General features: G+C 59.8%; 19 protein-coding genes. All 19 read right to left on the bottom strand.

Translation table 11 applies throughout. The features are described from left to right. Positions 1-108: 108 nt before the first annotated feature. The 19 genes from secG to ybaK all read right to left on the bottom strand — a co-directional run bounded on the left by secG (position 109) and on the right by ybaK (position 22,281). Positions 109-363, bottom strand: a complete 255-nt coding sequence (secG, locus tag PMX21_RS07135) for a preprotein translocase subunit SecG (RefSeq protein ID WP_006236144.1) — start codon at positions 361-363, stop codon at positions 109-111. 164 nt (positions 364-527) lie between these two features. Further along, positions 528-2,081 (bottom strand): 2,3-bisphosphoglycerate-independent phosphoglycerate mutase, encoded by a 1,554-nt coding sequence (gene gpmI / locus PMX21_RS07130; protein WP_055310511.1) that lies wholly within the window; start codon positions 2,079-2,081, stop codon positions 528-530. A gap of 5 nt (positions 2,082-2,086) precedes the next feature. After that, positions 2,087-2,854: a triose-phosphate isomerase gene (gene tpiA, locus PMX21_RS07125; protein ID WP_271758886.1), complete on the bottom strand. Its 768-nt coding sequence runs from the start codon at positions 2,852-2,854 to the stop codon at positions 2,087-2,089. Then, entirely contained in the window at positions 2,847-4,037 is a 1,191-nt protein-coding gene (locus tag PMX21_RS07120; protein ID WP_035138885.1) for a phosphoglycerate kinase, read from the bottom strand. Before PMX21_RS07120 ends, tpiA begins: the two co-directional genes overlap by 8 nt. 140 nt (positions 4,038-4,177) lie before the next feature. After that, entirely contained in the window at positions 4,178-5,203 is a 1,026-nt protein-coding gene (gap, locus tag PMX21_RS07115) for a type I glyceraldehyde-3-phosphate dehydrogenase (protein ID WP_055286941.1), read from the bottom strand. A 193-nt stretch (positions 5,204-5,396) separates the two neighbouring features. Further along, entirely contained in the window at positions 5,397-6,326 is a 930-nt protein-coding gene (gene whiA, locus PMX21_RS07110) for a DNA-binding protein WhiA (protein WP_022094879.1), read from the bottom strand. Between the two features lie 6 nt (positions 6,327-6,332). Further along, positions 6,333-7,253 (bottom strand): RNase adapter RapZ, encoded by a 921-nt coding sequence (gene rapZ, locus PMX21_RS07105; RefSeq protein ID WP_022094878.1) that lies wholly within the window; start codon positions 7,251-7,253, stop codon positions 6,333-6,335. Positions 7,254-7,354: 101 nt separating this feature from the next. Continuing rightward, a complete protein-coding gene (locus PMX21_RS07100) occupies positions 7,355-8,041 on the bottom strand; it encodes an N-acetylmannosamine-6-phosphate 2-epimerase (protein ID WP_006236154.1) in 687 nt (228 codons plus the stop codon). Between the two features lie 140 nt (positions 8,042-8,181). After that, on the bottom strand, positions 8,182-9,147 hold the full coding sequence (locus PMX21_RS07095; RefSeq protein ID WP_138112031.1) for an ROK family protein: 966 nt from the start codon (positions 9,145-9,147) through the stop codon (positions 8,182-8,184). Positions 9,148-9,317: 170 nt separating this feature from the next. After that, positions 9,318-10,238 carry a dihydrodipicolinate synthase family protein gene (locus PMX21_RS07090; RefSeq protein WP_035138887.1) on the bottom strand — a complete coding sequence of 307 codons (921 nt, stop codon included), beginning with the start codon at positions 10,236-10,238 and terminating at the stop codon, positions 9,318-9,320. 68 nt (positions 10,239-10,306) lie between these two features. Further along, the gene (locus PMX21_RS07085) at positions 10,307-11,158 is read right to left on the bottom strand and encodes an acetylxylan esterase (protein ID WP_271758883.1); all 852 of its coding nucleotides are present in this window, start codon (positions 11,156-11,158) and stop codon (positions 10,307-10,309) included. After that, the gene (locus tag PMX21_RS07080; protein ID WP_271758881.1) at positions 11,151-12,128 is read right to left on the bottom strand and encodes an acetylxylan esterase; all 978 of its coding nucleotides are present in this window, start codon (positions 12,126-12,128) and stop codon (positions 11,151-11,153) included. Before PMX21_RS07080 ends, PMX21_RS07085 begins: the two co-directional genes overlap by 8 nt. Before the next feature lie 80 nt (positions 12,129-12,208). After that, positions 12,209-13,036, bottom strand: coding sequence for an ABC transporter ATP-binding protein (locus PMX21_RS07075; protein ID WP_006236159.1), 828 nt, complete (start codon positions 13,034-13,036; stop codon positions 12,209-12,211). Next, positions 13,037-15,052, bottom strand: a complete 2,016-nt coding sequence (locus PMX21_RS07070; RefSeq protein WP_099431432.1) for a dipeptide/oligopeptide/nickel ABC transporter permease/ATP-binding protein — start codon at positions 15,050-15,052, stop codon at positions 13,037-13,039. A 3-nt stretch (positions 15,053-15,055) separates the two neighbouring features. After that, on the bottom strand, positions 15,056-16,012 hold the full coding sequence (locus PMX21_RS07065; protein ID WP_035138896.1) for an ABC transporter permease: 957 nt from the start codon (positions 16,010-16,012) through the stop codon (positions 15,056-15,058). A gap of 157 nt (positions 16,013-16,169) precedes the next feature. Next, entirely contained in the window at positions 16,170-17,783 is a 1,614-nt protein-coding gene (locus PMX21_RS07060) for an ABC transporter substrate-binding protein (protein ID WP_035138897.1), read from the bottom strand. Between the two features lie 364 nt (positions 17,784-18,147). Next, positions 18,148-20,088: an excinuclease ABC subunit UvrC gene (uvrC, locus tag PMX21_RS07055; protein ID WP_334204078.1), complete on the bottom strand. Its 1,941-nt coding sequence runs from the start codon at positions 20,086-20,088 to the stop codon at positions 18,148-18,150. 6 nt (positions 20,089-20,094) lie between these two features. Next, positions 20,095-21,777: a murein biosynthesis integral membrane protein MurJ gene (gene murJ, locus PMX21_RS07050; protein WP_271758877.1), complete on the bottom strand. Its 1,683-nt coding sequence runs from the start codon at positions 21,775-21,777 to the stop codon at positions 20,095-20,097. A gap of 3 nt (positions 21,778-21,780) precedes the next feature. Continuing rightward, on the bottom strand, positions 21,781-22,281 hold the full coding sequence (ybaK, locus tag PMX21_RS07045) for a Cys-tRNA(Pro) deacylase (protein WP_271758875.1): 501 nt from the start codon (positions 22,279-22,281) through the stop codon (positions 21,781-21,783). Positions 22,282-22,367: the final 86 nt, after the last annotated feature.

Raw genomic sequence — 22,367 nt, 5'->3', positions numbered from 1 at the left:
GTAGCGGGTGGTTTAAAGCTGGCCGCTGCGCGGCCAGCAGACTAAAGTCTTGAACAAAAAGGGTCCCGCACTTGCGGGACCCTTTTCAAGTATTTATGCGGTTCGTGATTAGTAGCCCACGATGCCCTGCGGGAAGAAGAACATGCACAGCACGACGCACACGGCAAACACGACAGCCATGATGACGGTCAGGCGGTCAAGGTTCTGCTCCATAACGCCCGTGGCAGAGCTGGAGTTATACAGCGAGCTGGCAATCATATCCGAAACGCCGGTACCCTTACCGGAATGCATCAGGACGAGAATCGTCAGCGCCACGGCAGAAACAGCCCAAACGACAAACAGAAGAATCTGGAACGGACCCATAGATAAGCTCCTTAATAGAACAGTTCAAACTCCAGTACTGTACCACAATCCCCCGCTCTCCCCTACCTGCCACTCAAGGACGGGGTGGAAATGGCAGAAATACCAAAAAAGGGGTTGTCCGGTTGTGGACAACCCCCTTGCTAGAAAACGGTATTTGTTTTCTATTAGGCCTCGGTAGCGAGCACGCGGCCCGTCATCTCGGCGGAAGGCTCAATACCAGCCATGGTGAGCATGGTCGGAGCGATATCGGAAAGACGGCCGTCCTCGATACCGGTGAGCTTGGCCTTCTCATCAACGATGATGAACGGCACGCGGTTGGTGGTGTGAGCCGTAAACGGATGCTTGGAGCCGTCGGAAGCAACGTCAAACATGTGATCGGCGTTGCCGTGGTCGGCGGTAATCAGTGCAAATCCGCCCTTGGCGAGAATCGCCGGGACAACCTTGGACAGGGCATCGTCAACAGCCTCAACGGCCTTAACGGCAGCGTCGAAGACACCGGTGTGACCAACCATGTCGCAGTTCGCGAAGTTCACGATGTAGAAATCAGCGCGATCCTCGTTGATGGCGGCGACGAGCTTCTCGGTAACCTCGGGAGCGCTCATCTCGGGCTGCAGATCGTAGGTAGCAACCTTGGGGGAAGCGACGAGCACGCGCTCCTCGCCCTCCTTGGGCTCCTCGATGCCGCCGTTGAGGAAGAACGTCACGTGGGCGTACTTCTCGGTCTCGGCAGTGTGCAGCTGCTTCAGGCCATTGGCGGCGATAACGTCGGCCAGGACGTTCTCGGGGAACGTCTTGGGGAAGGCGACCTCGACGTCAAACGTCGGATCATACTCGGTCATCGTCACAAAGTGCGAAAGCTTGATCTGCTCGCGCTCAAAGCCGTCGAACTCCTTGTCCGTGAACACGCGGGTCATCTGACGAGCACGGTCGGGACGGAAGTTGAAGAAGATGGCCGCGTCGCCCTCGTGAATGCCCTCGTTGTGGGCAGCGAAGGGCTCGACGAACTCGTCGCCGCGCGGGTCCTTCTCGTAGTAGGCCTTGATACCGGCAACGGGGTCGGTATCAGCATCGGACGCGTTGACCATGACGTCGTAGGCGCGCTGGATGCGCTCCCAACGATTATCGCGGTCCATGGCCCAATAACGGCCCGAGACGGTGGCAACGCGAGCGTCGCAACCGGTCTCCTCGGAGATCTTAGCCAGGAAGGCGCAGAACTCACTCATGTAACCGGCACCGGACTGCGGGTCAACGTCGCGACCATCCATGAAGGCGTGGACGCGAACGGTCTTGACACCGTGCTCGGCAGCCATCTTGACCAGAGCCTCGACGTGGTTCATGTGAGAATGAACACCGCCAGGGCTCATAAGGCCCATGAGGTGGAGAGTCTTACCGTCAGCCTTGACATCGTCCATAGCCTTGACGAAAACCTCGTTCTTGGCGATGGAACCGTCCTTGATGGCATTGTTGATGCGCGAAAGCTCCTGGAACACGATGCGGCCGGCACCGATGTTGAGGTGACCCACCTCGGAGTTACCCATCTGGCCGTCGGGAAGGCCCACGTCCTCGCCCGAAGCACCGAGCGTGGTGTGGGGGTACTTCTCGTACAGGCCATCAAGGAAGGGCGTCTTGGCAGCGGCGACGGCGTTCTCGCCATCGGCCGGAGCAAGGCCGCAGCCATCCATGATAATCAGGAGTGCAGGAAGATGACGTTGTGCCATATGTCCTACTCGCCTGCCTTGACGACCATAGAGGCGAAGTCGGCAGCCTTGAGCGAAGCGCCGCCCACGAGGGCGCCGTCAACGTCGGGCTTGGCGACGAGCTCGGCGATGTTGCCGGGCTTGGCGGAACCGCCATACAGCACGCGGATGCCGTTAGCGAGCTCCTCGCCGAACATCTCCTTGAGGGTCTCACGGATAGCACCGCAGACCTCCTGAGCGTCCTCGGCGGTAGCGGTCTTGCCGGTGCCGATGGCCCAGATGGGCTCGTAGGCGACAACGACCTGCTTGGGGCAGGTGATCTCAAGACCAGCAAGGCCAGCCTTGACCTGGTTCACGACGTGCTCGACATAGGTGCCAGCCTCGCGGACCTCGAGGGACTCGCCGCAGCAGAAGACGGGAACAAGGCCGGCGGCAACGAGAGCCTTAGCCTTCTTGTTCTGGTCCTCGTCGGTCTCGTGGAAGTAGTCGCGACGCTCGGAGTGACCGATGATGCAGTAGGTGCAGCCAGCGGACTTGAGCATGTCGCAAGAGGACTCACCGGTGAAGGCACCCTTGGCCTCCCAGTACACGTTCTGTGCACCGAGGGCAATGGGGGCAGCCTGAATACGGTCATGAACCGTGGCGATGTCGATGGTCGGAGGGCAGACGAGCACCTCGACGCCGGCCGGAACCTCGGGCAGAGCCTGAGCCAGCTCGTCGGCGAGCTTGGCGGCCTCGGCGACGTCGTTGTTCATCTTCCAGTTACCAGCGATAAGAAGGGTGCGATTAGGCATCGAGAAGCGCCTCCACTCCGGGCAGGGCCTTACCCTCGACGAGCTCCATGGAAGCGCCACCACCGGTGGAGATCCAGCTCATCTTGTCGGCCAGGTTGAACTTGTTGACAGCTGCGACAGAGTCGCCACCGCCGATGATCGAGGTGCAGTCAGCCTCGGCGAGAGCCTCGGCGATAGCCTGGGTGCCGTGAGCAAAGTTGTCAAACTCGAAGACGCCCATGGGGCCGTTCCAGAACACGGTCTTGGCGCCCTTGACAGCCTCGGCATAGAGCTCCTCGGTCTTGGGACCGATGTCCATACCCTCACGATCGTCGGGGATAGCGTCGGAAGCAACAACCTCGGGGACAGCGTCCTCGCCAAAGTGATCGGCAACACGGTTGTCGATGGGGAGCAGGATCTTGACACCCTTCTCCTCGGCCTTCTTGAGCATCTCGCCGGCGCGCTCGACCCAGTCCTCTTCCTTGAGGGACTGACCAACGGACAGGCCCTGAGCCAGGAAGAAGGTGTAGGCCATGCCGCCACCGATGATCAGGGTGTCAGCGGAGTCGATGAGGTGATCGAGAACGCCGATCTTGGAGGAAACCTTGGAACCGCCGACGATGGCGACGAAGGGGCGCTCGGGCTCGGCGAAGATGCCGGTCAGCGTGTCGACCTCCTTCTCGAGCAAGAAGCCGGCGACGGCAGGCAGGTAAGCGGCGGGGCCCACGACGGAACCCTGGGCGCGGTGAGCGGTGCCGAAGGCATCGAGAACGAAGACGTCACCATAGGAAGCGAGCTTCTTGGCGATCTCGGGATCGTTCTTCTTCTCACGCTTGTCAAAACGGACGTTCTCGAGAACGAGGACCTTACCCGGCTCGACGGCGGCGACAGCCTCAGCAGCCTTCTCGCCGTAGGTGTCAGCGACAAAGGCAACGTCGAGACCAGAGAGCTCAGCGAGCTTCTTGGCGACGGGCTCGAGGGACAGCTCGGGCTGGAAGCCGGTGCCCTCGGGACGGCCGAGGTGGCTCATGAGGATGACGCGAGCGTTGTGCTCAACGAGGTAGTTGATGGTGGGCAGGGCAGCCTTGATACGGGTGGTGTCGCCAACGACGCCATCCTTGATAGGCACGTTAAAGTCAACGCGGACGAGAACGCGCTTTCCGTCGACATCGATGTCGCGGACGGTCTTCTTGGTAAAGGCCATGTTTGCTTCTACCTTTCGTACGTGTCTGCCTCCCATTACGGCAGACGATTTCTTATAAAAAGGGCGCGACCCTAGGGTGTAAGCCCTATAAGGCCGCGCCCTTCTTTAGACGCTCAACGAGCTATTCGCTAAAAGCTAAATTAAGCAACGAACTTCTCGAAGTACTTGATGGTGCGGACCATCTGAGAGGTGTAGGAGTTCTCGTTGTCGTACCAAGAGGTGACCTGAACGAGGGTCTGGCCGTTGCCGAGGTCAGAGCACATGGTCTGAGTGGCGTCGAAGATGGAGCCGTGGGTCTCGCCGACGATGTCGCGGGAGACGATCTGGTCCTCGTTGTAGGCGAAGGTCTCGGGGATGGTCTCGGCGTAGGCCTTCATGGCAGCGTTGACCTCGTCGACGGTGACCTTCTTGTCAACGACGGCGTAGAGGTTGGTCAGCGAGCCGGTCGGCGTCGGGACGCGCTGGGCGGCACCGATGAGCTTGCCGTTGAGCTCGGGGAGAACCAGGCCGATGGCCTTGGCAGCGCCCGTGGTGTTCGGGACGATGTTCTCGGAGCAGGCGCGGGAGCGACGGAAGTTGCCCTTGCGCTGCGGGCCGTCGAGCGGCATCTGGTCGCCGGTGAAGGCGTGGATGGTGGTCATGATGCCGGACACGATGGGAGCGAAGTCGTTCAGACCCTTGGCCATCGGGGCGAGGCAGTTGGTGGTGCAGGAAGCAGCGGAGATGATGTTGTCCTCAGCGGTCAGCGTCTCATGGTTGACGTTGTACACGATGGTGGGCAGATCGCTGCCGGCCGGAGCGGAGATGACGACCTTCTTGGCGCCAGCGTTGATGTGGGCCTGAGCCTTAGCCTTGCTGGTGTAGAAGCCGGTGCACTCGAGAACGACGTCGACGTCAAGGTCGCCCCAAGGCAGGTTGTTAGCGTCGGCCTCCTTGTAGATCTTGATCTCCTTGCCGTCAACGGTGATGGAATCCTCGCCAGCAACGACCTCGTGATCGCGAGCGTAGTTGCCCTGCGTGGAGTCGTACTTCAGCAGGTAAGCGAGCATATCGGGAGAGGTGAGGTCGTTGATAGCGACGATCTCGGAGCCCTCATGACCGAACATCTGACGGAAAGCCAGACGACCGATGCGACCGAAGCCGTTAATAGCAACCTTTACTGCCATTGTGTCTCCTTTCGTAAGGCCCCCGCGAGCTACAGCGCCCGCCGTTGAGGCCCACAAACTAACCACTCGCCTAATATACCTTTTTTTTGACTTGAATTTCACGAGAATGCTCGAAATTGAAAATCAAATTTACGTTAAAACGTTTTAAATACTAAAATAGCAGCTAAATCCATATATAAGTCGTTACTTCAAACTACCTGTTTGCTTCAATGAGCTTTTCAAGCCGTAAAACACGATGGTAGAGGGCTGACTTCGACAAGGGAGGGTCAGCCATCTCCCCCAAATCACGCAGCGACAGATCAGGATAGCGCTCGCGCAGGTCGCAAAAGACCGCCAAGGCATCCGGAAGCGCATCGCGAAGGCCACGCTGCTCGAGCTCATCGATAAGCGCAAGCTGATGTTGGGCAGCACCGGCGCTTCTGGTCTGGTTGGCGAGCTCGGCATTCACGCGACGGTTCACATCGTTCTTAACCAACTTGACCGCGCGCGCCTCCTCAATCTCAGCAACGCTGCGCTTGGCACCAATCAGCTTTAATAGATGCTCGATTTCCTCGGCGCTCTTAATGTACACGGCATATGACCCCCGCCGTGCATTAACACGAGCATGGACCCCAATCTGCTCCAACAGATCGCAAAGTCCCTTGGCATATTGCTCGCCCTGCACAGCGATCTCCAAATGAAAATCGCCGCGTGGATCGGCCACGAAGCCGCCCGCGATGAGCGCGCCGCGGATATAGGCAAGTCTACAGCAAGGACGGGCAACGATATGTCGGGGTACGCCGGCGACAAGTCCTCCCCTACGGTCGAGGATACCCAGCAGAACCAAGGCCTTATCCAGGTCTGGCTGATCAGGCAAGGTGATGAGGTAGTTTCGAACCTTATGCAAGACAGATTTGCGGACGGTGAACTCCGTTTTGAGCTTAAGGATACGATGCGTCAGCGTGATCATCGTGCGCGCGACGGCTCCCGTCTCAGTCGCAACCGTCAAACGATACCGCCCAGAGCCGGCAAGCGAGAGCGTACCACTCACGCGCGTGAGGGCGGCGAGCGTCGACAAGTCGCAGTATTCACATTCGGGTTCGCAGCGCGCAAGCTCGTCGCGCACCTCAGCGGTAAACGACATGCAGGCCTATGCCTTCGTGTTGGCGCGCGACAGGTCGCGGTGGGAGATGCTCACATGATACTGAGCGCCTTCCAAATAACGTGCCGTGGCCTCGGCGATGGCAACGCTGCGGTGCTGGCCGCCCGTGCAGCCGATGGCGATAGAAAGCTGCGGCTTGCCCTCCGCGATATAGCCCGGCATCACCGTATCGAGCAGCTGTGTCCAAGCCTTCCAAAACTCCTGCGTCTTGGGATGGTCCAGAACAAAATCGGAGACCTTTTTATCGAGACCGGTCATCGTGCGCATCTCGGGATCGTAGAACGGATTGGGCAGGAAACGAACGTCGATCATAATGTCCGCTTCGACGGGCATGCCGTGCTTAAAGCCAAACGAGAACACGTGGACGTCCATGAGTTGCTGGTCGGACAGCTCGGAAAATGCCATACGTAGCTTGTTGCGCAGCGCAGAGGTGCGCAGACGGCTCGTGTCGATAATCATATCGGCTCGGTCGCGCACGCCCTGGAGCTGAAGGCGCTCGCGCTGAATGGCATCGGCCGTAGTCTCCCCCGGCTTGGCAATGGGATGACGGCGGCGATTTTCGCTGTAGCGACGAATCAGCACCTCGTCAGAAGCCTCCAGGAACACGATGTCGCAGCTCATCTCGCGCTCTTCGAGCGCGGCGACCGCATCGAGCAACTCGTCAAACAGTCCCTGGCTACGCAAATCGCAGGTGACGGCGAGATGCCTGCCCACGCCCGTATTGATGCCGACGAGCTCGGCAAGCTGGGCGATGAGACGCGGAGGCAGGTTATCGATGCAAAAATAGCCCATATCCTCGAACACGTGCATGGCCTGTGTGCGGCCCGATCCGGACATTCCGGTGATGATGACGATATCGGGGATGCGCTCCGAGCGCTCCGCCGCATCCATGGCATCTCCCTTTTGCATGTGCTGCCTCCCAAAAACAAGCGCGGGACCCAGCAACCCGGATCCCGCGCGGTCAATTGCCTATATTGAGTATACCGCCCCGAGCGGATACGAGGCCTGTCTTACGCCTCAAGCGCAGCCTTGAACCAACTCGTAATACTCGTGGGGTGCGTGATGGCGGTGCCGACGACAACGGCCCAGGCGCCAGCATCGATCGCGGCGCGAGCCTCCTCGGGCGTGTGCACGCGGCCCTCGCAGATGATGGGAAGACCGGGGAATTCCTCGGTCGCCTGACGCAGGAGCGGCAGATCGGGGCCATCGGCCATGGTGCAGTCGATGGCAGCGACACCGTGAGAAAGCGTGGTAGATACAAGGTCGAAGCCCATATCAACCGCACGGCGAATGTCCTCGATGGTGGCACAGTCGGCCATCAGGAGCACACCCTCCTCGTGCAGCGGGCGGAAGGTATCCTCGACCGACTTGCCGTCGGGACGCGGACGATCGGTGGCGTCGATCGCCACGATATCGGCACCCGCAGCAACGCAGGCGCGAGCGTGACGCAGCGTCGGCGTGATGTAAACGCCCTCGTGCCCATCCTTCCACAGGCCGATGACAGGAACCTCACAGCGACCCTTAATGGCGGCAATGTCGGCAAGGCCCTGGCAGCGAATGGCGGCGGCGCCGCCGAGCTCGCAAGCGCGAGACATTTGCGCCATGGTCTCGGGCGTACGAAGCGGCTCGCCCATATACGCCTGAACGCTCACGACGAGCTTGCCCTTCAGGGACTGGATCAAAGGATCAACGGTCATGTTCGACTCAACCTTTCTCAAAACAGCCTTCTGAGACGCCGCACCTTGACGTTCAAACCGTCGCTCGCGTACCGAAGTACGCTTCGCTCCTCTTTCACGTCAATCTGCGGCACCTCAGAAGGCACACTTGGTAGTTATGTTTACTTCAACGAAGCAAGAAGATGCTCGGCGGCACCGATGAGCGGAGCATCGCCCTCCAGAGAACCGATGAGGATCGGCGTGTCCTGAAGCGGATCGAGCGCCTGGCTGGCATAGCCCTCGTGCACCGAATCCTTCCACGTCTGCGAACGCCAATCGGGACCTTGGTGAATCACGCCGCCCGAAAGCACGATGACCTCAGGGTCCAGGATGTTAGCGAGCGAGCCCAAGCTGGCCCCCAGCGCAAAGCCGGCGTCATGGATGACCTCGGTCGCCTTTGCGTCGCCCGCACGGCACAGATCGTTCACATCGCGACCGACCGAAGGACGGCTGGGGTCGACGCGGCCAAAACGCTCATCGTACATTCGACCAATGGAAGTGCCCGAAGCAACCGACTCCAGATGGCCGGAACGCCCGCAGGCGCAGGGAATGCCGGCGGCAGCCGAACACTCAATGTGGCCCATATGACCGGCAGCACCATGGAAGCCCTGCATCACGCGGCCGCTCTCGACATATGCGCCGCCGATGCCCGTGCCGATGCCAAGACACAAGACGGAGAACTTGCCCTTGCCGACGCCCCAGTGGGCCTCGCCCAGAGCATGAGCCTGCACGTCGCCCACAACGGCAACGGGAAGACCGAGGTCCTCGCGCAGACGCGGCCCCAACTGAACGCCGGACCAGCCGGGCATGATCTCATTGGCATACGCGATGGCGCCCGTCTTGGGATCGACGACGCCGGCGGCGCCGATACCGACGCCAAGGACCTCGACATCGGGATTCGCCTCGAGAGCGGCCTTGATGGACGCCTCGATACGCTGGAAGACGGCCTCGCCGCCCTCTTGGGCCTCGGTGGGAACCTCGGCCTCAAAGACGGGACGGGGCACACTACCGTCAGCCGGGTACTCCATGATGGCAGTCGCGATCTTAGTTCCGCCGATATCGACAGAGCAGACGTACTTGTTCTCCATGTCGCTCTCCTTAGGAGATAAAAACAACTACAGGAAATGAAGGCTGCGTTATCGCCGCAGCTTGGTAAAGGTTTCCCGGGTGCCCGAGGTTGGGGTGAAAGCGGTCGGGCGTTGACCTAATGGGTCACGCTCGACCGCTTGAGCCCCAAGATCGGGTGCCCGGGGAAGCTTTACAGGAGACCGTTGTCCTGGAGGACCTTCTTAATCGCCTCGACGTTCTCGCCGGTCATGGCCTTCACCGGGCGCGGCATGGTCGGGCTGTCGAAGATACCCATGAGGTTCATAGCGGTCTTGAAGGCGCCGACGCCACCGGCATAACCCTGGACGCCCGAGGTGACATCCCAGATGTGCGAAATCTCATTGAGGCGATCCTGCTCGGCCTTGACGGTAGCCCAGTCACCAGCCTGAGCGGCCTTCCACTGACGCACGTAGCCCTCGGGCTCAACGTTAGCGAGACCCGGGACAGAGCCGTCGGCACCACCGAGGTAAGCGCCGTCGACAACAACCTCGTGGCCGGTGAGAATGCTCATCGGATGGCCGTTCTTCTCGTTCTCCTGAACGAGGTAGCGGAACGAGATGTCATCACCCGAGGAATCCTTGACGCCGGCCAGAACGCCCTCGGCGCCGAGCTTGGCAAGGAGCTTCCAGGGGAGCTTGGTGTGAACGCAGACGGGAATGTCATAGGCAAAGATGGGCAGGTCGAGCTCCTCGTGCAGGATGCGGAAGTGCTCCTCGACCTCGGTCATGCCCTGCAGGGCATAGAACGGGCAGGTGGCGACGAGGGCATCGGCGCCCAGCTCCTGGGCGACCTTGCCGTGCTCGATCATGCGCTCGGTCTCGGTATCGATGATGCCGACCAGAACAGGCACACGGTGGTCGACGATACGAACGGCCTCGGCGATAATCTGGCGACGGCGCTCGTCGGTGGAGAAGACGACCTCGCCCGAGGATCCCAAGAAGAACAGGCCATCGACGCCGGCATCGATCATGCGGTTGATGCTGCGCTCAAAGGAGGCAACGTCGAGCTGGTGATCTTCGGTATCGGGAACAACGACGGGAGGGATAACGCCGGTGAATTTCTGAGTTGCCACAAGAATCTCCTTAGTTGTCTGGCGGGCGGCCCTATGCCACCCACTCTTGTTGGCAGTGTCCAGGCCGTCTAGACCAAAGAACACGGGTAGAACGTTTGGTTAAAAAAGTCGACGACTTCGTTTTCGAACGCATTGATGCGCTCGTGAGCGTATTTTGCATAGATGATATGCCTCCGGTCACACTCAAGACCGTTGAATACGGCAAACTGATCCTTGGGATCGCTCACGGTATCCATAAGCGATGTGCCCATGAGCACCGATCCGCGCACCCGAGACGACAGCGCCTCGAGGCCACCAGGAAGCGGATTGGCAACCGCCGTGCAGGCGAGGCCCCGCTCGTCCAGAGCAGAAACCGCCAGCGCGACTCCGCCGCCAAGGCCCTCGCCCCATGCAAAGATGCGGTCGGGGTCCATGCCATCAAGATTGCGCACCACCTTCGCCAGCGCGCAACCCCAACGGACGCGCTCGACAAAAGCGGGCGAAGCAATCCCCCGCCGCAGGTCGTCCGCACCAGCAACATCGTCATCCAGCGCGAGAACGGCATACCCCATGGCGGCAAATCTCGTCATGTGATGCCAGCCGCGCACAGGCCGATCGATGTCGTGGAACATCAGGCACAACGGCACGCGCTCAGATACTCGGGCACGACCGACAGGCTCGATCAAACGAGCGTGAATCGCATCGTCACCGAGCTCAAAGGAGACCTCCGAGTAACGGGCGCAGGGGTTAACAAAGTCAATCGCCGTTATGGCCAGGCCTTGAATCTCATGATTCGAAGCGCATGTCTCTAAATCAGAAACATCTGCTTGGACATCACCGCGCCAGTCCCGATATTCTGCGAGCCTTGACGAAACCGTTCCAGGAATTCCCACGAGTCCGGGGACAATCAGCTCGTCAACATTGCTCTCGCACTTAGACATGAGCCTCCCCTCCCTTGCAGAAAAACGGAATGATCAGATCGTCAAAATCCTGAATCTCCTCGTGGCCAAAGCCTTCAAAGAACTCATGACGCTTTTCGCAGGTCAGGTTGTTATAGACCGCAAACTGCGTCGCTGGCGGACAGACGATATCGGCTGTGCCAGTGCCAAACAGCACGGGGCATTCGACCATAGGGGCAAAGTTCTTGGAATCGAAGTACGCCAGCTTGGCATAGGCTTCGTCAATACGAGTCGAGTCCTCGTCAAACCAGCGAGACCAATAGCGCAGGCCCTCGTAGGCAATGTCGTCGGCATCCAAATCCCAGACCAGGCGGAAATCTGACAGGAAGGGATAGAGGATGGCGGCACGATTGATAAGCTCGCTGTTAAGCGCACAGGTCGCAATGCCCAAACCGCCGCCCTGCGACGCGCCGTTCACAAACACACGCGCAAGATCGATGCCCTCGAGCTTGCGAACGATGCGGCACAGGATGCGAATATCTTGGTGCAAGCGGACATAGTAGAGGTTGGCCGGGTCGCCGTCGATACCGGCGACGATATGACCGGCAACCGTTGTGCCCTCAAATCCACCAATGTCCTCGGAGGGACCTCCTTGGCCGGGGCAGTCGAGGGCGATGAGTGCCATGCCCATGCCCGCAAACGACGCCTGCTCAAACCAGCTGCGGCTTGCACCCGGATACCCATGGAACTGAAGTACCAATGGCACGGGCTCGTCCGAGACAGGTTTAAGGTACTTGGCATGCAGGCGCGCGCCACACATGCCGGTATACCAGAGGTCGAAAAGCTGGCAGGTCGCGGCATCGGCGACCGATGCCGTCTCGATCGCATAGTCAAGCCCGACGGCGTCGGCCTCGGCCATGCGGTCCTTCCAAAAGAGATCGAAATCTGATGGACGGGGCATGGCGCCTCGATATCCACCAAATTGATGTTGTAGCTCCTGAGCACTTGGCATGGCTCGTGAACCCAACCTTTCGAATTCGCAACGGAGGTGCGCCCGGCAAGGGAACCGGGCGCACGGGAGGGAAAGCGAGGCTACTCGCCGAGCTTGGGATGCAGCAGCGACGGCGCAGCGCCGAGCAGCATCTTGGTGTAGGGGTCCTGGGGGTGCTGGAAGACCTGCTTGGCCTCGCCCTGCTCGACGATCTTGCCGCCATTCATAACGATGATGTCGTCAGAGATATAGCGGACCGTCTGGATGTCATGGCTGATGAACACCATGGCCAGGCCGAGCTCCTTCTTAAGGTCGGTCAGCAGGTTCAGAATCTGCGCGCGGACCGAAACGTCCAGAGCCGAGGTGGGCTCGTCGGCGATGATGGCATCGGGGTTCAGCGACAGGGCACGGGCAATTGCGACGCGCTGACGCTGGCCGCCCGAAAGCTGACCGGGAAGAACCTCGGCGGCGGAGCTGGGCAGACCGGTGAGCTCCAGGAGCTCCTTGACGCGCTTCTCCTGCTCGGCCTCGGTACCCAGGTTGTGGACGCGCATGGGGTCGAGCAGCTGCTCGCGAACGACCATGCGGGGGTTGAGCGCCGTGGCCGGGTTCTGGAACACGACCGAGATGACGCGACCCATGTGGCGACGGTCCTCGGCGGTACGTTTGGTAACGTCCTTGCCCTTAAAGTAGACCTTGCCGCTCGTGGGGGCCTGCAGGCCGCACATGACGTTAGCGGTGGTGGACTTACCGCAACCGGACTCGCCGACGATGCCGATCGTCTGACCGGGCATGAGCTTAATCGTTACACCCTGGACGGCGTGAACCAGGTTGGGGTGCAGAATCGAGCCGGTACGGGTCCTAAAGGTGACGTGGACGTCATCAAGGAAGATGATCGGCTCGACGCCGTTGACTGCGGTCTCGCTCATCTACATCACCTCCGCGTGAGGGGTCAAACCATTTGCCTTGAGCACCTCGTCGGGGAGCTCGGAATAGAAGTGCTCGGTGCCGGGCACGCGCTTGAAGACCGGACGGGTGTCCAGGCCAATACGCGGATGGCTCGAGCGGGGCGCGAAGCGATCGCCCTTGGGGAAATCGCGCGGACTCGGAACGGCGCCGGGCACCTGGTGCAGGCGGCCCGAACCGCTCTCGATGGACAGAACGGAGCCCAGAAGACCGCGGGTGTACTCGTGAATCGGGTTAGTGAGCAGCTCCTTGGTGGGCGCCTGCTCGATAACCTGACCAGCGTACATAACCGTGATGTTGTGGGCGACCTCGGCGACCAGCGCCAGGTCGTGCGAAACGAAGATCATGGCAAAGCCGAGCTTGGCCTGAAGATCGTTGAGCAGCTTGATGACCTGCTTCTGGACGGTAACGTCCAGAGCGGTCGTGGGCTCGTCGCAGATGACCAGCTTGGGGTCGCGGGTAAGAGCCATAGCGATCAGGACACGCTGACGCTGGCCGCCGGAAAGCTCGTGCGGATAGCTCTCGAGCGTGCGCTTGGGATCGAGGCCGACGAGCTCCAGGAGCTCCTCGGCGCTGCGGGTTCCGCCGCGCTTGGTGAGCTGCTTCATCTGGGCAGAGATGAGCATGGAAGGGTTGAGCGAGGACAGGGCGTCCTGATAGACCATAGCGATATCGGTACCGCGCAGGCCGAACCACTCCTTCTTGCTCATCTTGAGCAGGTCACGGCCCTCCCAGAGGACCTCGCCGGAAAGGTGCTCGTCCTCATCGGTCAGGCCCATGATGGCCAGCGTGGTGATGGACTTACCGCAACCGGACTCGCCCACCAGGCCCATGGTCTGACCAGGACGGACGTCAAAGTTGACATGGTCGACGACGTTGATATCACCGTGATGCTCAAACTGGATGCAGAAGTCACGGACCGAGAGAATCGGTTCGACAGACTCGTCGGGCACATGGCGATCGTCACGCTTGAGCTCAACATCGCGCAGGGCACCAAGGCGAGCGGAGAGGGACTGGGCCTGCTCCTTGTAGGCGCGAACGGGGTCGGAGACCAGCAGGTCGGCCTCGCGACGCTTGGAGGAATCGGTCGGATCCAGGGCGGCGGAGGGAGCAGCGGCCATGGCGTCGGTAATGCCCTCGGAGAGGATGTTGAGCGCCAGGCAGGTGATCATGATGGCCAGGCCCGGGAACAGCGCCTGCCACCAACGGCCAGCGAGCACGCCGCCGCGGGCGTCGGCGAGGATGTTGCCCCAGGTAGCGGTGGGCTCCTGGATACCAGCGCCGATGAAGGTCAGCGAGGCCTCGAAGATGATGGCGTCGGCGACCAGGGTAACGGTAAAGACCATGATCGGGGCGATGCAGTTACGCAGAACATGCTTGATCAAAATCCACGGAGCCTTGGCGCCGGAAACGATGACCGCGCGGACATAGTCCTCGCCGTACTCGGACACGATGTTGGCGCGTACGATACGGGCAATCTGCGGAGTGTACATAAAGCCGATGGCGAAGATGATCGACGGCACGGAGTTGCCCAGGATGGAGACGAAGACGGCCGCGAGGGCGATGCCGGGGATGGACATGATGATGTCCAAGATACGCATGATCGTCTCGGAGACGGCCTTGCGCGAAACCGCTGCAAGGGCGCCCACGACCGAGCCGCAGACCAGAGCCATGGCAGTGGCGCCAAAGCCGATGATCAGCGAGTAACGACCACCGTAGAGCATACGCGACAGAATGTCGCGGCCCTTATCGTCGGTACCGAAGATAAATCCGTTGCCGGGAGCCTGGCGAGCCGTAAAGATCTCGACCGGGCTATAGGGGGCAAGAAGGGGCGCCAGAATCGCAGTCAGGGCGACCAGCACCAGCACGACGGCGGCAATCTTAGAAGACAGCGTCATCTTCTTCCAGCCACCGAGCTTGAGCCCCTTGGAGGCAGCCTTCTCGAGCTGCTCGGTTTGCTTCTCTCGAATCTTTACCATAATCTACACCGTCCTGATGCGCGGGTTGATGAGCAGGTAGAGCATGTCAACCACGATGTTGATGATGATGAAGGCAAGAGCAACGACGATGACGACGCCCTGAACCAGGTTCGCCTCGTTGCCCTGAACGCCCTGCAGAATCGCGGTGCCCATGCCGGGGAGGTTGAAGATAACCTCGATGACGACAGCGCCGCCCATGAGGTAACCGATCTTAAGACCGAGGGTGGTGACCGGGGTGATCAGCGCATTGCGAAGAACGTTGATGCCGACGACGACCTTCTCGGGAACGCCGGCGCCGCGAGCCATACGGACATAATCCTTGTCGAGCTCCTCGACCATGGCGGTACGCACGATACGAGTCATCTGGCCCGTCAGCGGAAATGCCAAGGCGATAGCGGGCATGATCATACGCCCCAGATAGCCAACCGGATTCGTGGTGAAGTGAGGCAGAGCGCCCGATGCCGGGAGCACCTTAAGGTAGGAAGAGAACAGCAGGATCAACAGAACGGCAAGCCAGAACGACGGGGTTGCCAAGCCGGCGATGGAAAAGACACGGATTACTTGGTCCGGCCATTTGTCGCGATACAGTGCCGCGATGACGCCGAGCAAAAACGAAACGACCGCACCGATGGCAAGACCGATGAAGGTCAGCTGCATCGTGACGGGCAGGGCCGTGGAGATGCGCTTGGCAACGGAGTTGCGAGCAGCACCATAGGTGCCCATGTCGCCATGGATCAAATCGCCCATATAGCGCACGTAGCGCACGGGCCAGGGGTCGTCCAGACCATACTTCTCATGGTACTCGGCAACCGCCTCGGGCGAGGCACCGTCACCCAACGCCGTGTAGGCGGGGTCGGTCTTGGAGAACGACATAAGGAAGAACACCAGGACGGTGACGCCCAATGCCATGATCGGCAGCGCCACAAGACGCCTTCCAATCAAACGTAGCAAGTTGTTCACGTTCTCTCCCCTTTCTTTTGTCGGTAGGACCAACTGGTATATGAGTACGGATACTCATTACAAGACCCGAGCGACATCGTTGCCGCCCGGGTCTTTGTTTCAACTATGAGGATACGGTCCCAACGACCGACATCCTGCATACAGACTCAAGCGAGTCTTACGCCTTGACGGTCGCAACGCCCCTGAAGGACATGCTCGTCGTGCCGATGCCCTTGAAGCCATCGAGGGCCTCGCCGTTGGGCGCAGTGGACGGATCGTCCCAGGAAGCGGAGACGGTCTTGACATGGACAACGGGGTACAGAACGGCGTTGTCGGCAATGATGTCGAAGCACTCGTTCCACTTCTTCTGCTGCTCGTCGCCCTCGGCGGCAAGAGCCTCATCCATGAGGCCGTGGAGCTTCTGCCACTCAGCGGACTCCTTCCACGGGCAACGGGTCTGCATCCAGACGTTGTCGCCGTACCACCAGTTGAGCAGTAGGTCGGGGTCGGCGCCGAAGCAGGAAGGATCGCCAGGGGCAAGGAGGATATCGTAGGCCTCGCCGCCGTCGATGGCAGCGTAGGTGGCCGGCGAGGTATCGGTCTGGATGGTCACATCGAAGCCGAGAGCGTCGAGGTCGTTCTTGACCTGGGCGGCCATGCCCTTAATCTGCTCGTTGTCGGTGGTGCGCAGGGTGATGGCACCCGGGGTGATGCCAGACTCCTCAATGAGCTTCTTAGCCTTCTTGGCGTCGGTCTTGTACACCGTGGAGGCCTCATGATAGTTGGTGAAGCTCTTGGGCAGGTAGCAGCTGGCAGCGGTGGCAAGGCCGGCGAAGGTGTTGCTGACCATCTTCTCGGTGTCGAGCGCATACATGACAGCCTGACGGACCTTGACGTTGTTCCAAGGCTCCTTGGCGACGTTGAACATGATGAAGCGGGTGCCGAAACCCTGAACGTTATCGATCTTGCAGCCGGCGCTCTCGAGCTGGTCGACGGCGTCAGCGGTAACGAGCTCCATAACGAGCGTGGAGCCCTCCTGCTGAGCGGTAACGCGAGCGGTGGGGTCGGTCAGGATGCTGTACTGGATCTTCTTATCCTCGGCAGCATACTCACCGTTGTACTCGGGGTTGGGAACCAGGGTGATCTCGGTATCGGAGATAGAGTCGTACATCCAGGGGCCGGAGCCGATCGGCTGCTTGGCGCGATCCTCCTCGGTCTGGGTGGCCGGGGTAACGCGGACGATGGCCAGACGATCCTTGAGCAGGGAGAAGTTGGGGACCTTGGTCTTGACCGTCACGGTGCTGGCGTCCTTGGCCTCGATGGACTCGAAGGGCTGGAAGAACGGAGCGTAGGTAGCGGAAGCGGCGCAAGCGGTGTAGGAGGCAACGACATCGTCAGCGGTGACCTCGGTGCCATCGGAGAACTTGGCGCCCTTGCGGATGGTGACCTCGAAAGTGGTGTCGTCCACAGACTTGGGATCGTCGGTGGCGAGCTCGTTGAAGGTGCTGTAGTCGTGGTAATCGATGCCGTAGAGGCCCTCGACGACGTGCCAGTTAGCACCCAGGCCCACAGCGGAGCCGGTGCTGGCGGGATCGAAGCTGGACGGAGCGTAAGCGGAACCAGCGGTGATCACGCCGCCGCCACGGTTGGCGGAATCGGTGGAACCGGAAGCGGAACCCTCGTCGCTAGAGCTGCCACCGCAGCCGGTGAGACCAAGCCCTGCGACAGCAGCGACGCTGCCGGTGAGGCCGAGGAACGAACGCCTGGACATACCCTTGTTGATGATGGCCATGTCTTCTCCTATCAATAGAGAATCTTACTCGGGAGCACCTAGACGTGCCCCCGCGCAACTTGCGGACGATATATACTTTACCTACCGACGAACCCAACTGAGGTGCCGCGCTCGGCGACCGATACATACATACGCTTGAACGGTATTTACTACCGTTCACCGAATTCGTTGACAAACGATTCGCAAGACAGTATGTATCGGCAAGGTGAGATATCAGTCTTCGTCAACCCGCAGGATAGCAGGGTTTTCGCTTGGGTTAGTCAAACGTTTTAGCGTTAATAAAACCCGAAACCAGCAGGCAATCATGGCGAAATAAATGGTTGAAAATCGCGCAATCATGTATATCAGTTGTTTAGGCTCGTGTTTAGCTATCGGAATGGCCAGCCGCCGCCTCGGCGCGCTCGGCATTCCATGCAACGAGCGCCTCGTGGACCGCCTTGGCAACATCAGCAGGTATGCCACGAACTTCCGCGATCTCTTGCTCGCTCGCCGCGCGCAAACGCTTCATCGAGCCAAAATGGCGCATAAGGGCACGTTTTCTGGTGGGTCCCACGCCTGGAACGTCATCGAGTACCGAAACCGTCATGGCTTTATCGCGCAATTCGCGATGGAACGTGATGGCAAAACGGTGCGATTCATCGCGCACCTGTTTGATTAGATAGAGCGACGCGGACCCGGTCGGAAGCACGACTGGAGTCTCGTCCCAAGGCACGAAAACCTCCTCATCGGCCTTTGCCAAGCCACAAACTGGTATATCGAGCCCAAGAGCCTCAAGTTGCTTGATCGCAGCGGTCAATTGCGGCTTACCGCCATCGACAACGAGCAAATCGGGGCGCGATCCAAAGCGCTCGTCGGCCATGCGCTCGGGAGCATAGCGTCGTCCCAAAACCTCGGACATCGACACGAAGTCGTTTGCCTCGTCCAATTCGGCCTGAATTTTAAAACGACGGTACTGGCTCTTGTCGGCGCGTCCGTTGGTAAACACCACCATCGAGGCGACGGTAAAGGTTCCGTGCAGCGTCGAGATATCGAAGCACTCGATACGCAACGGCGGCGATGGCAGCGCCAACGCACTTTCGAGCTCCAGGAGCGCTTGATTGGTGCGGTCGTCAGCGTACCCCGTTCGCATCATGTAGCGCATGAGGGCATGGCGCGCATTTTTGGATGCCATATCGAGCAGACGGTGCTTTTCGCCACGCTGCGGCCTATGGAGATGGCAGGAACGCTCACGCTTGCCCGCAAGCCACTCCCCCAGCGCCTCCGCATCCTCAAGCTCGACGGAAAGGTTGACCTCAGCTGGAATATCAGCCGTCTCGTCGTAATAGCGCTTAAGAAAGCCCGACTGGAGCTCTTCCTCGTCAACATCAAGACCCTTGTCGAGAATGAACTCGCAGGTGCGAACTGTTCGGCCCTCGCGAACGACGAAGACGCAAGCGGCGGAGATGGTCTCCTCGCGATAGAACCCGATGACATCGATATCGACACTGGAGGGAAAAACGACTTGCTGACGATCGTCCAGACCCCTGATGACCTCCAAACGACGTTTGACGCGTGCCGCGCGCTCAAAGTCGAGCGCCTCGGCGGCATCCGTCATCTCGGAGGTCAGCTCATCGACGACATCCTTGCGATGGCCCGACAAAAAGCGCTCGACACGCTTGACGTTCTTGGCATAGTCTGCCGGGGAAATCGCGCCGACACACGCACCCGGGCCGCGCCCGACATGGTAGTCAAAGCAGGGACGCCCGTTTTGTGCGCAAATCATATTGACGATGTCTTCCTCGCCCTTGTGGGACTCGATGGTACGGCGACAACGACGCCACTCCGCACAGGATGCAGAGCAGATGGGGATAACCTTGCGCAGCGTATCTATCGTCTCACGTGCCGCACGGCTATCGGTATAGGGTCCAAAATAGCGCGTTCCCGGCTTATGACGCTCACGCGTGTATTTGATCGCGGGATACAGGTCGCCCTTTGTAATGGCGATAAAGGGGTAGCTCTTGTCATCCTTGAGGTCGACGTTAAAGTACGGATGGTACTGGCCGATCAGGTTGCGCTCGAGTACAAGCGCCTCATGCTCGGTTTCGACAACGATGTAGTCAAAGCTCGCCACCAGCTGCATCATCAGCGGGATCTTTTGACGCTCATCCTGCAGTGTCACGTATTGACGCATGCGGGCGCGCAGGTTTTTCGCCTTGCCCACGTAGATGACATCGCCCTTGGCATCTTTCCAAAGGTAACATCCGGGCTGCGTGGGAACGCGCGAAACCTGCTCGGCAAGTGTTGGAATGTTGTTGTGACCGGCCACGCGCACCTACTTGCGACGAAGCAGCGCCGAGACCTCGGGCATCTTAAGGACGACGGCAAGGCCAAAGGTAACAACAAGCGAGGCGACACCCGCAACGCAAACGTAGCCAAGAGTAATCAGAATCGAGCCGCCAAGTGCCCCGACAAAGTGTTCAAGCGCCCACATGACGCCGGCGCCTGCGGCAGCACCTAGGCCACCGAGCAAAAGGCCAAAGAAACCGCCATGTAGGATAGATTTGACCTGAAGGCCACGCAGGCGACGACGCAGCCACCACAGCGAACAGCCGACCAAGATCACGTAGTCGACGACATACGAAAGCGCGATTGCCGGCATACCGAAGCCCAGCACAACGCCAAACAGCAGAACCGAGCCGGCCTGGCCGATGGCGGAATACAGGCAATAGCGGCTATAGGGCTTCATGTCGAGCAAGGCAGAGAAGCTCTTCTGCATCAACACGACCACGCCGTAGAGCGGCAGCGAGAGCGCCAGGTAGACAAGGTACTCGGACACCAGCGCCACGCCGGATTCATCGAACTTGCCAGCACAGTAGATCATATTGAGCGGACGTGCGAAGACAATCAGGTACAGTGCGAACGGAATCAGGAAGAACAGCATCTGGGCGACGCCACGCGAAATGCCCGTGCGAACGCTGTCGTAATCCTTCTCCTGTGCGTCGTGAGAGAGCTCGGTATAGAGCGCCGTCGAAAGCGAGGCGGCAATCAGCGCGTAGGGCAGCGTGTACCACAGGCGCGCATAGGCGATGACGGAAGGACCCGTCTCGGGCTGGACCACCAGCGCGGCAGCGTTGGTGATAGAAGTCGAGACAAACATGCACACCGTGGCGAGCAGCGTCGGGATACCGAGCGCAATCGTCTGGCGCAGCGCGGGGTCCTTAAAGTCGATATGGATATGGGGATGCACGCCGTGCTTGCCAAGCGCGGGGATCTGACATGCCATCTGAACAAAGACACCGAGGGTCGTACCGGCCGCAATTAAGATGATGCCGGCACGTTCGCCAAACTGTGCGGACACGGGCGCAAAACCCATAAAGCTCGCAATGACGATCACATTGTTGAGGACCGGGGCAAACGTCGACCAGAAGTAGTCGCGGTGTGCGTTGAGAACGCCCGAAAACACCGAGCCCAAACCATAGAACAGAATCTGGATGGCAAAGAAACGGAACATGAACGCAGCGGTATCCATGCTGCCGCCGTCACCCGAAAGGAACGATTGCGTCCAGATAAAGCCCGGGGCGAACACGGTCCCCAGCAACGAAATGCCACCCAGCACCAAAAGCAGAATGCCGAGCAGGTTGCCCACGTACTCGTTCGAGGCCTCGCGACCCTGCTCACGCCTCACGCCCATGTACACGGGCAAAAACGCCGTCACGAGCATGCCGCCCATCACGAGTTCGTAGAGCATATTGGGCAGGTTGTTGGCGACCTGATAGGAGGACGAGAGTAGCGACATGCCGATAGCGGCCGCCATTGCCCACGTGCGGATAAAACCGGTAACGCGAGACACGATGGTCAGGATGGTCATAAGCCCAGCGGAACGACCAACCGTGGAGTAGTCCGACGAGCCCATGTCGTCAGTGTCATCTCGCGACGAAGGAGCTTCGGATGAGGGTGTCTGAGGCGCAGATTCTTTTGCAAAATGAGCTCCGCGCTTCAATTCTTCCTGCGGCATCGCTCAGTCCTCTCTCGTAATCGCGGCAACCGTCGCCCCGCAAAATGCAATTAAATCATCGGGTGCAAGCTCGAGCTGATAACCACGCTTGCCTCCCGAAATAAAAATGGTATCCCAAAGGACACACGTCTCATCAATGAGCGTCCGGTAGCGTTTTTTCATACCGACCGGGCTGCAGCCGCCGCGAACGTAGCCAGTCGCCGCAAGCAAATCCTTCACATGCATCATGGCCAAGGACTTCTCCCCCGCGGCACGCGCGACGGACTTTAAATCGAGCTCGTCGGCAACAGGGATGCAGCACACGACATGGTCGTTGGACGGTGTCACACAGACCAAAGTCTTAAATCCTTGACCGGGCTCCTCGCCAAGCTGCTCCGAAATCGCGGCCCCCAGGCCCACCGACTCATCACCATCGTCTTCGTACGTATGTAGAACATAGGAAATGCCGGCACTTTCCAGCTCGCGCATCGCATTGGTTTTTGGCGTCTTTACAGCCTTTGCCATGACATATCCTTTCCCTCGCATTCGGACGCGAGGATTAAGTATATGTCCAATTCGGCTGCATACGTCACTTCGACACAGCAAGCGCC

The sequence above is a fragment of the Collinsella aerofaciens genome (assembly GCF_028209885.1).
GTDB classification, from domain to species: Bacteria; Actinomycetota; Coriobacteriia; order Coriobacteriales; family Coriobacteriaceae; genus Collinsella; species Collinsella aerofaciens_BA.
This window is presented reverse-complemented; position numbering and strand designations above follow the sequence as displayed.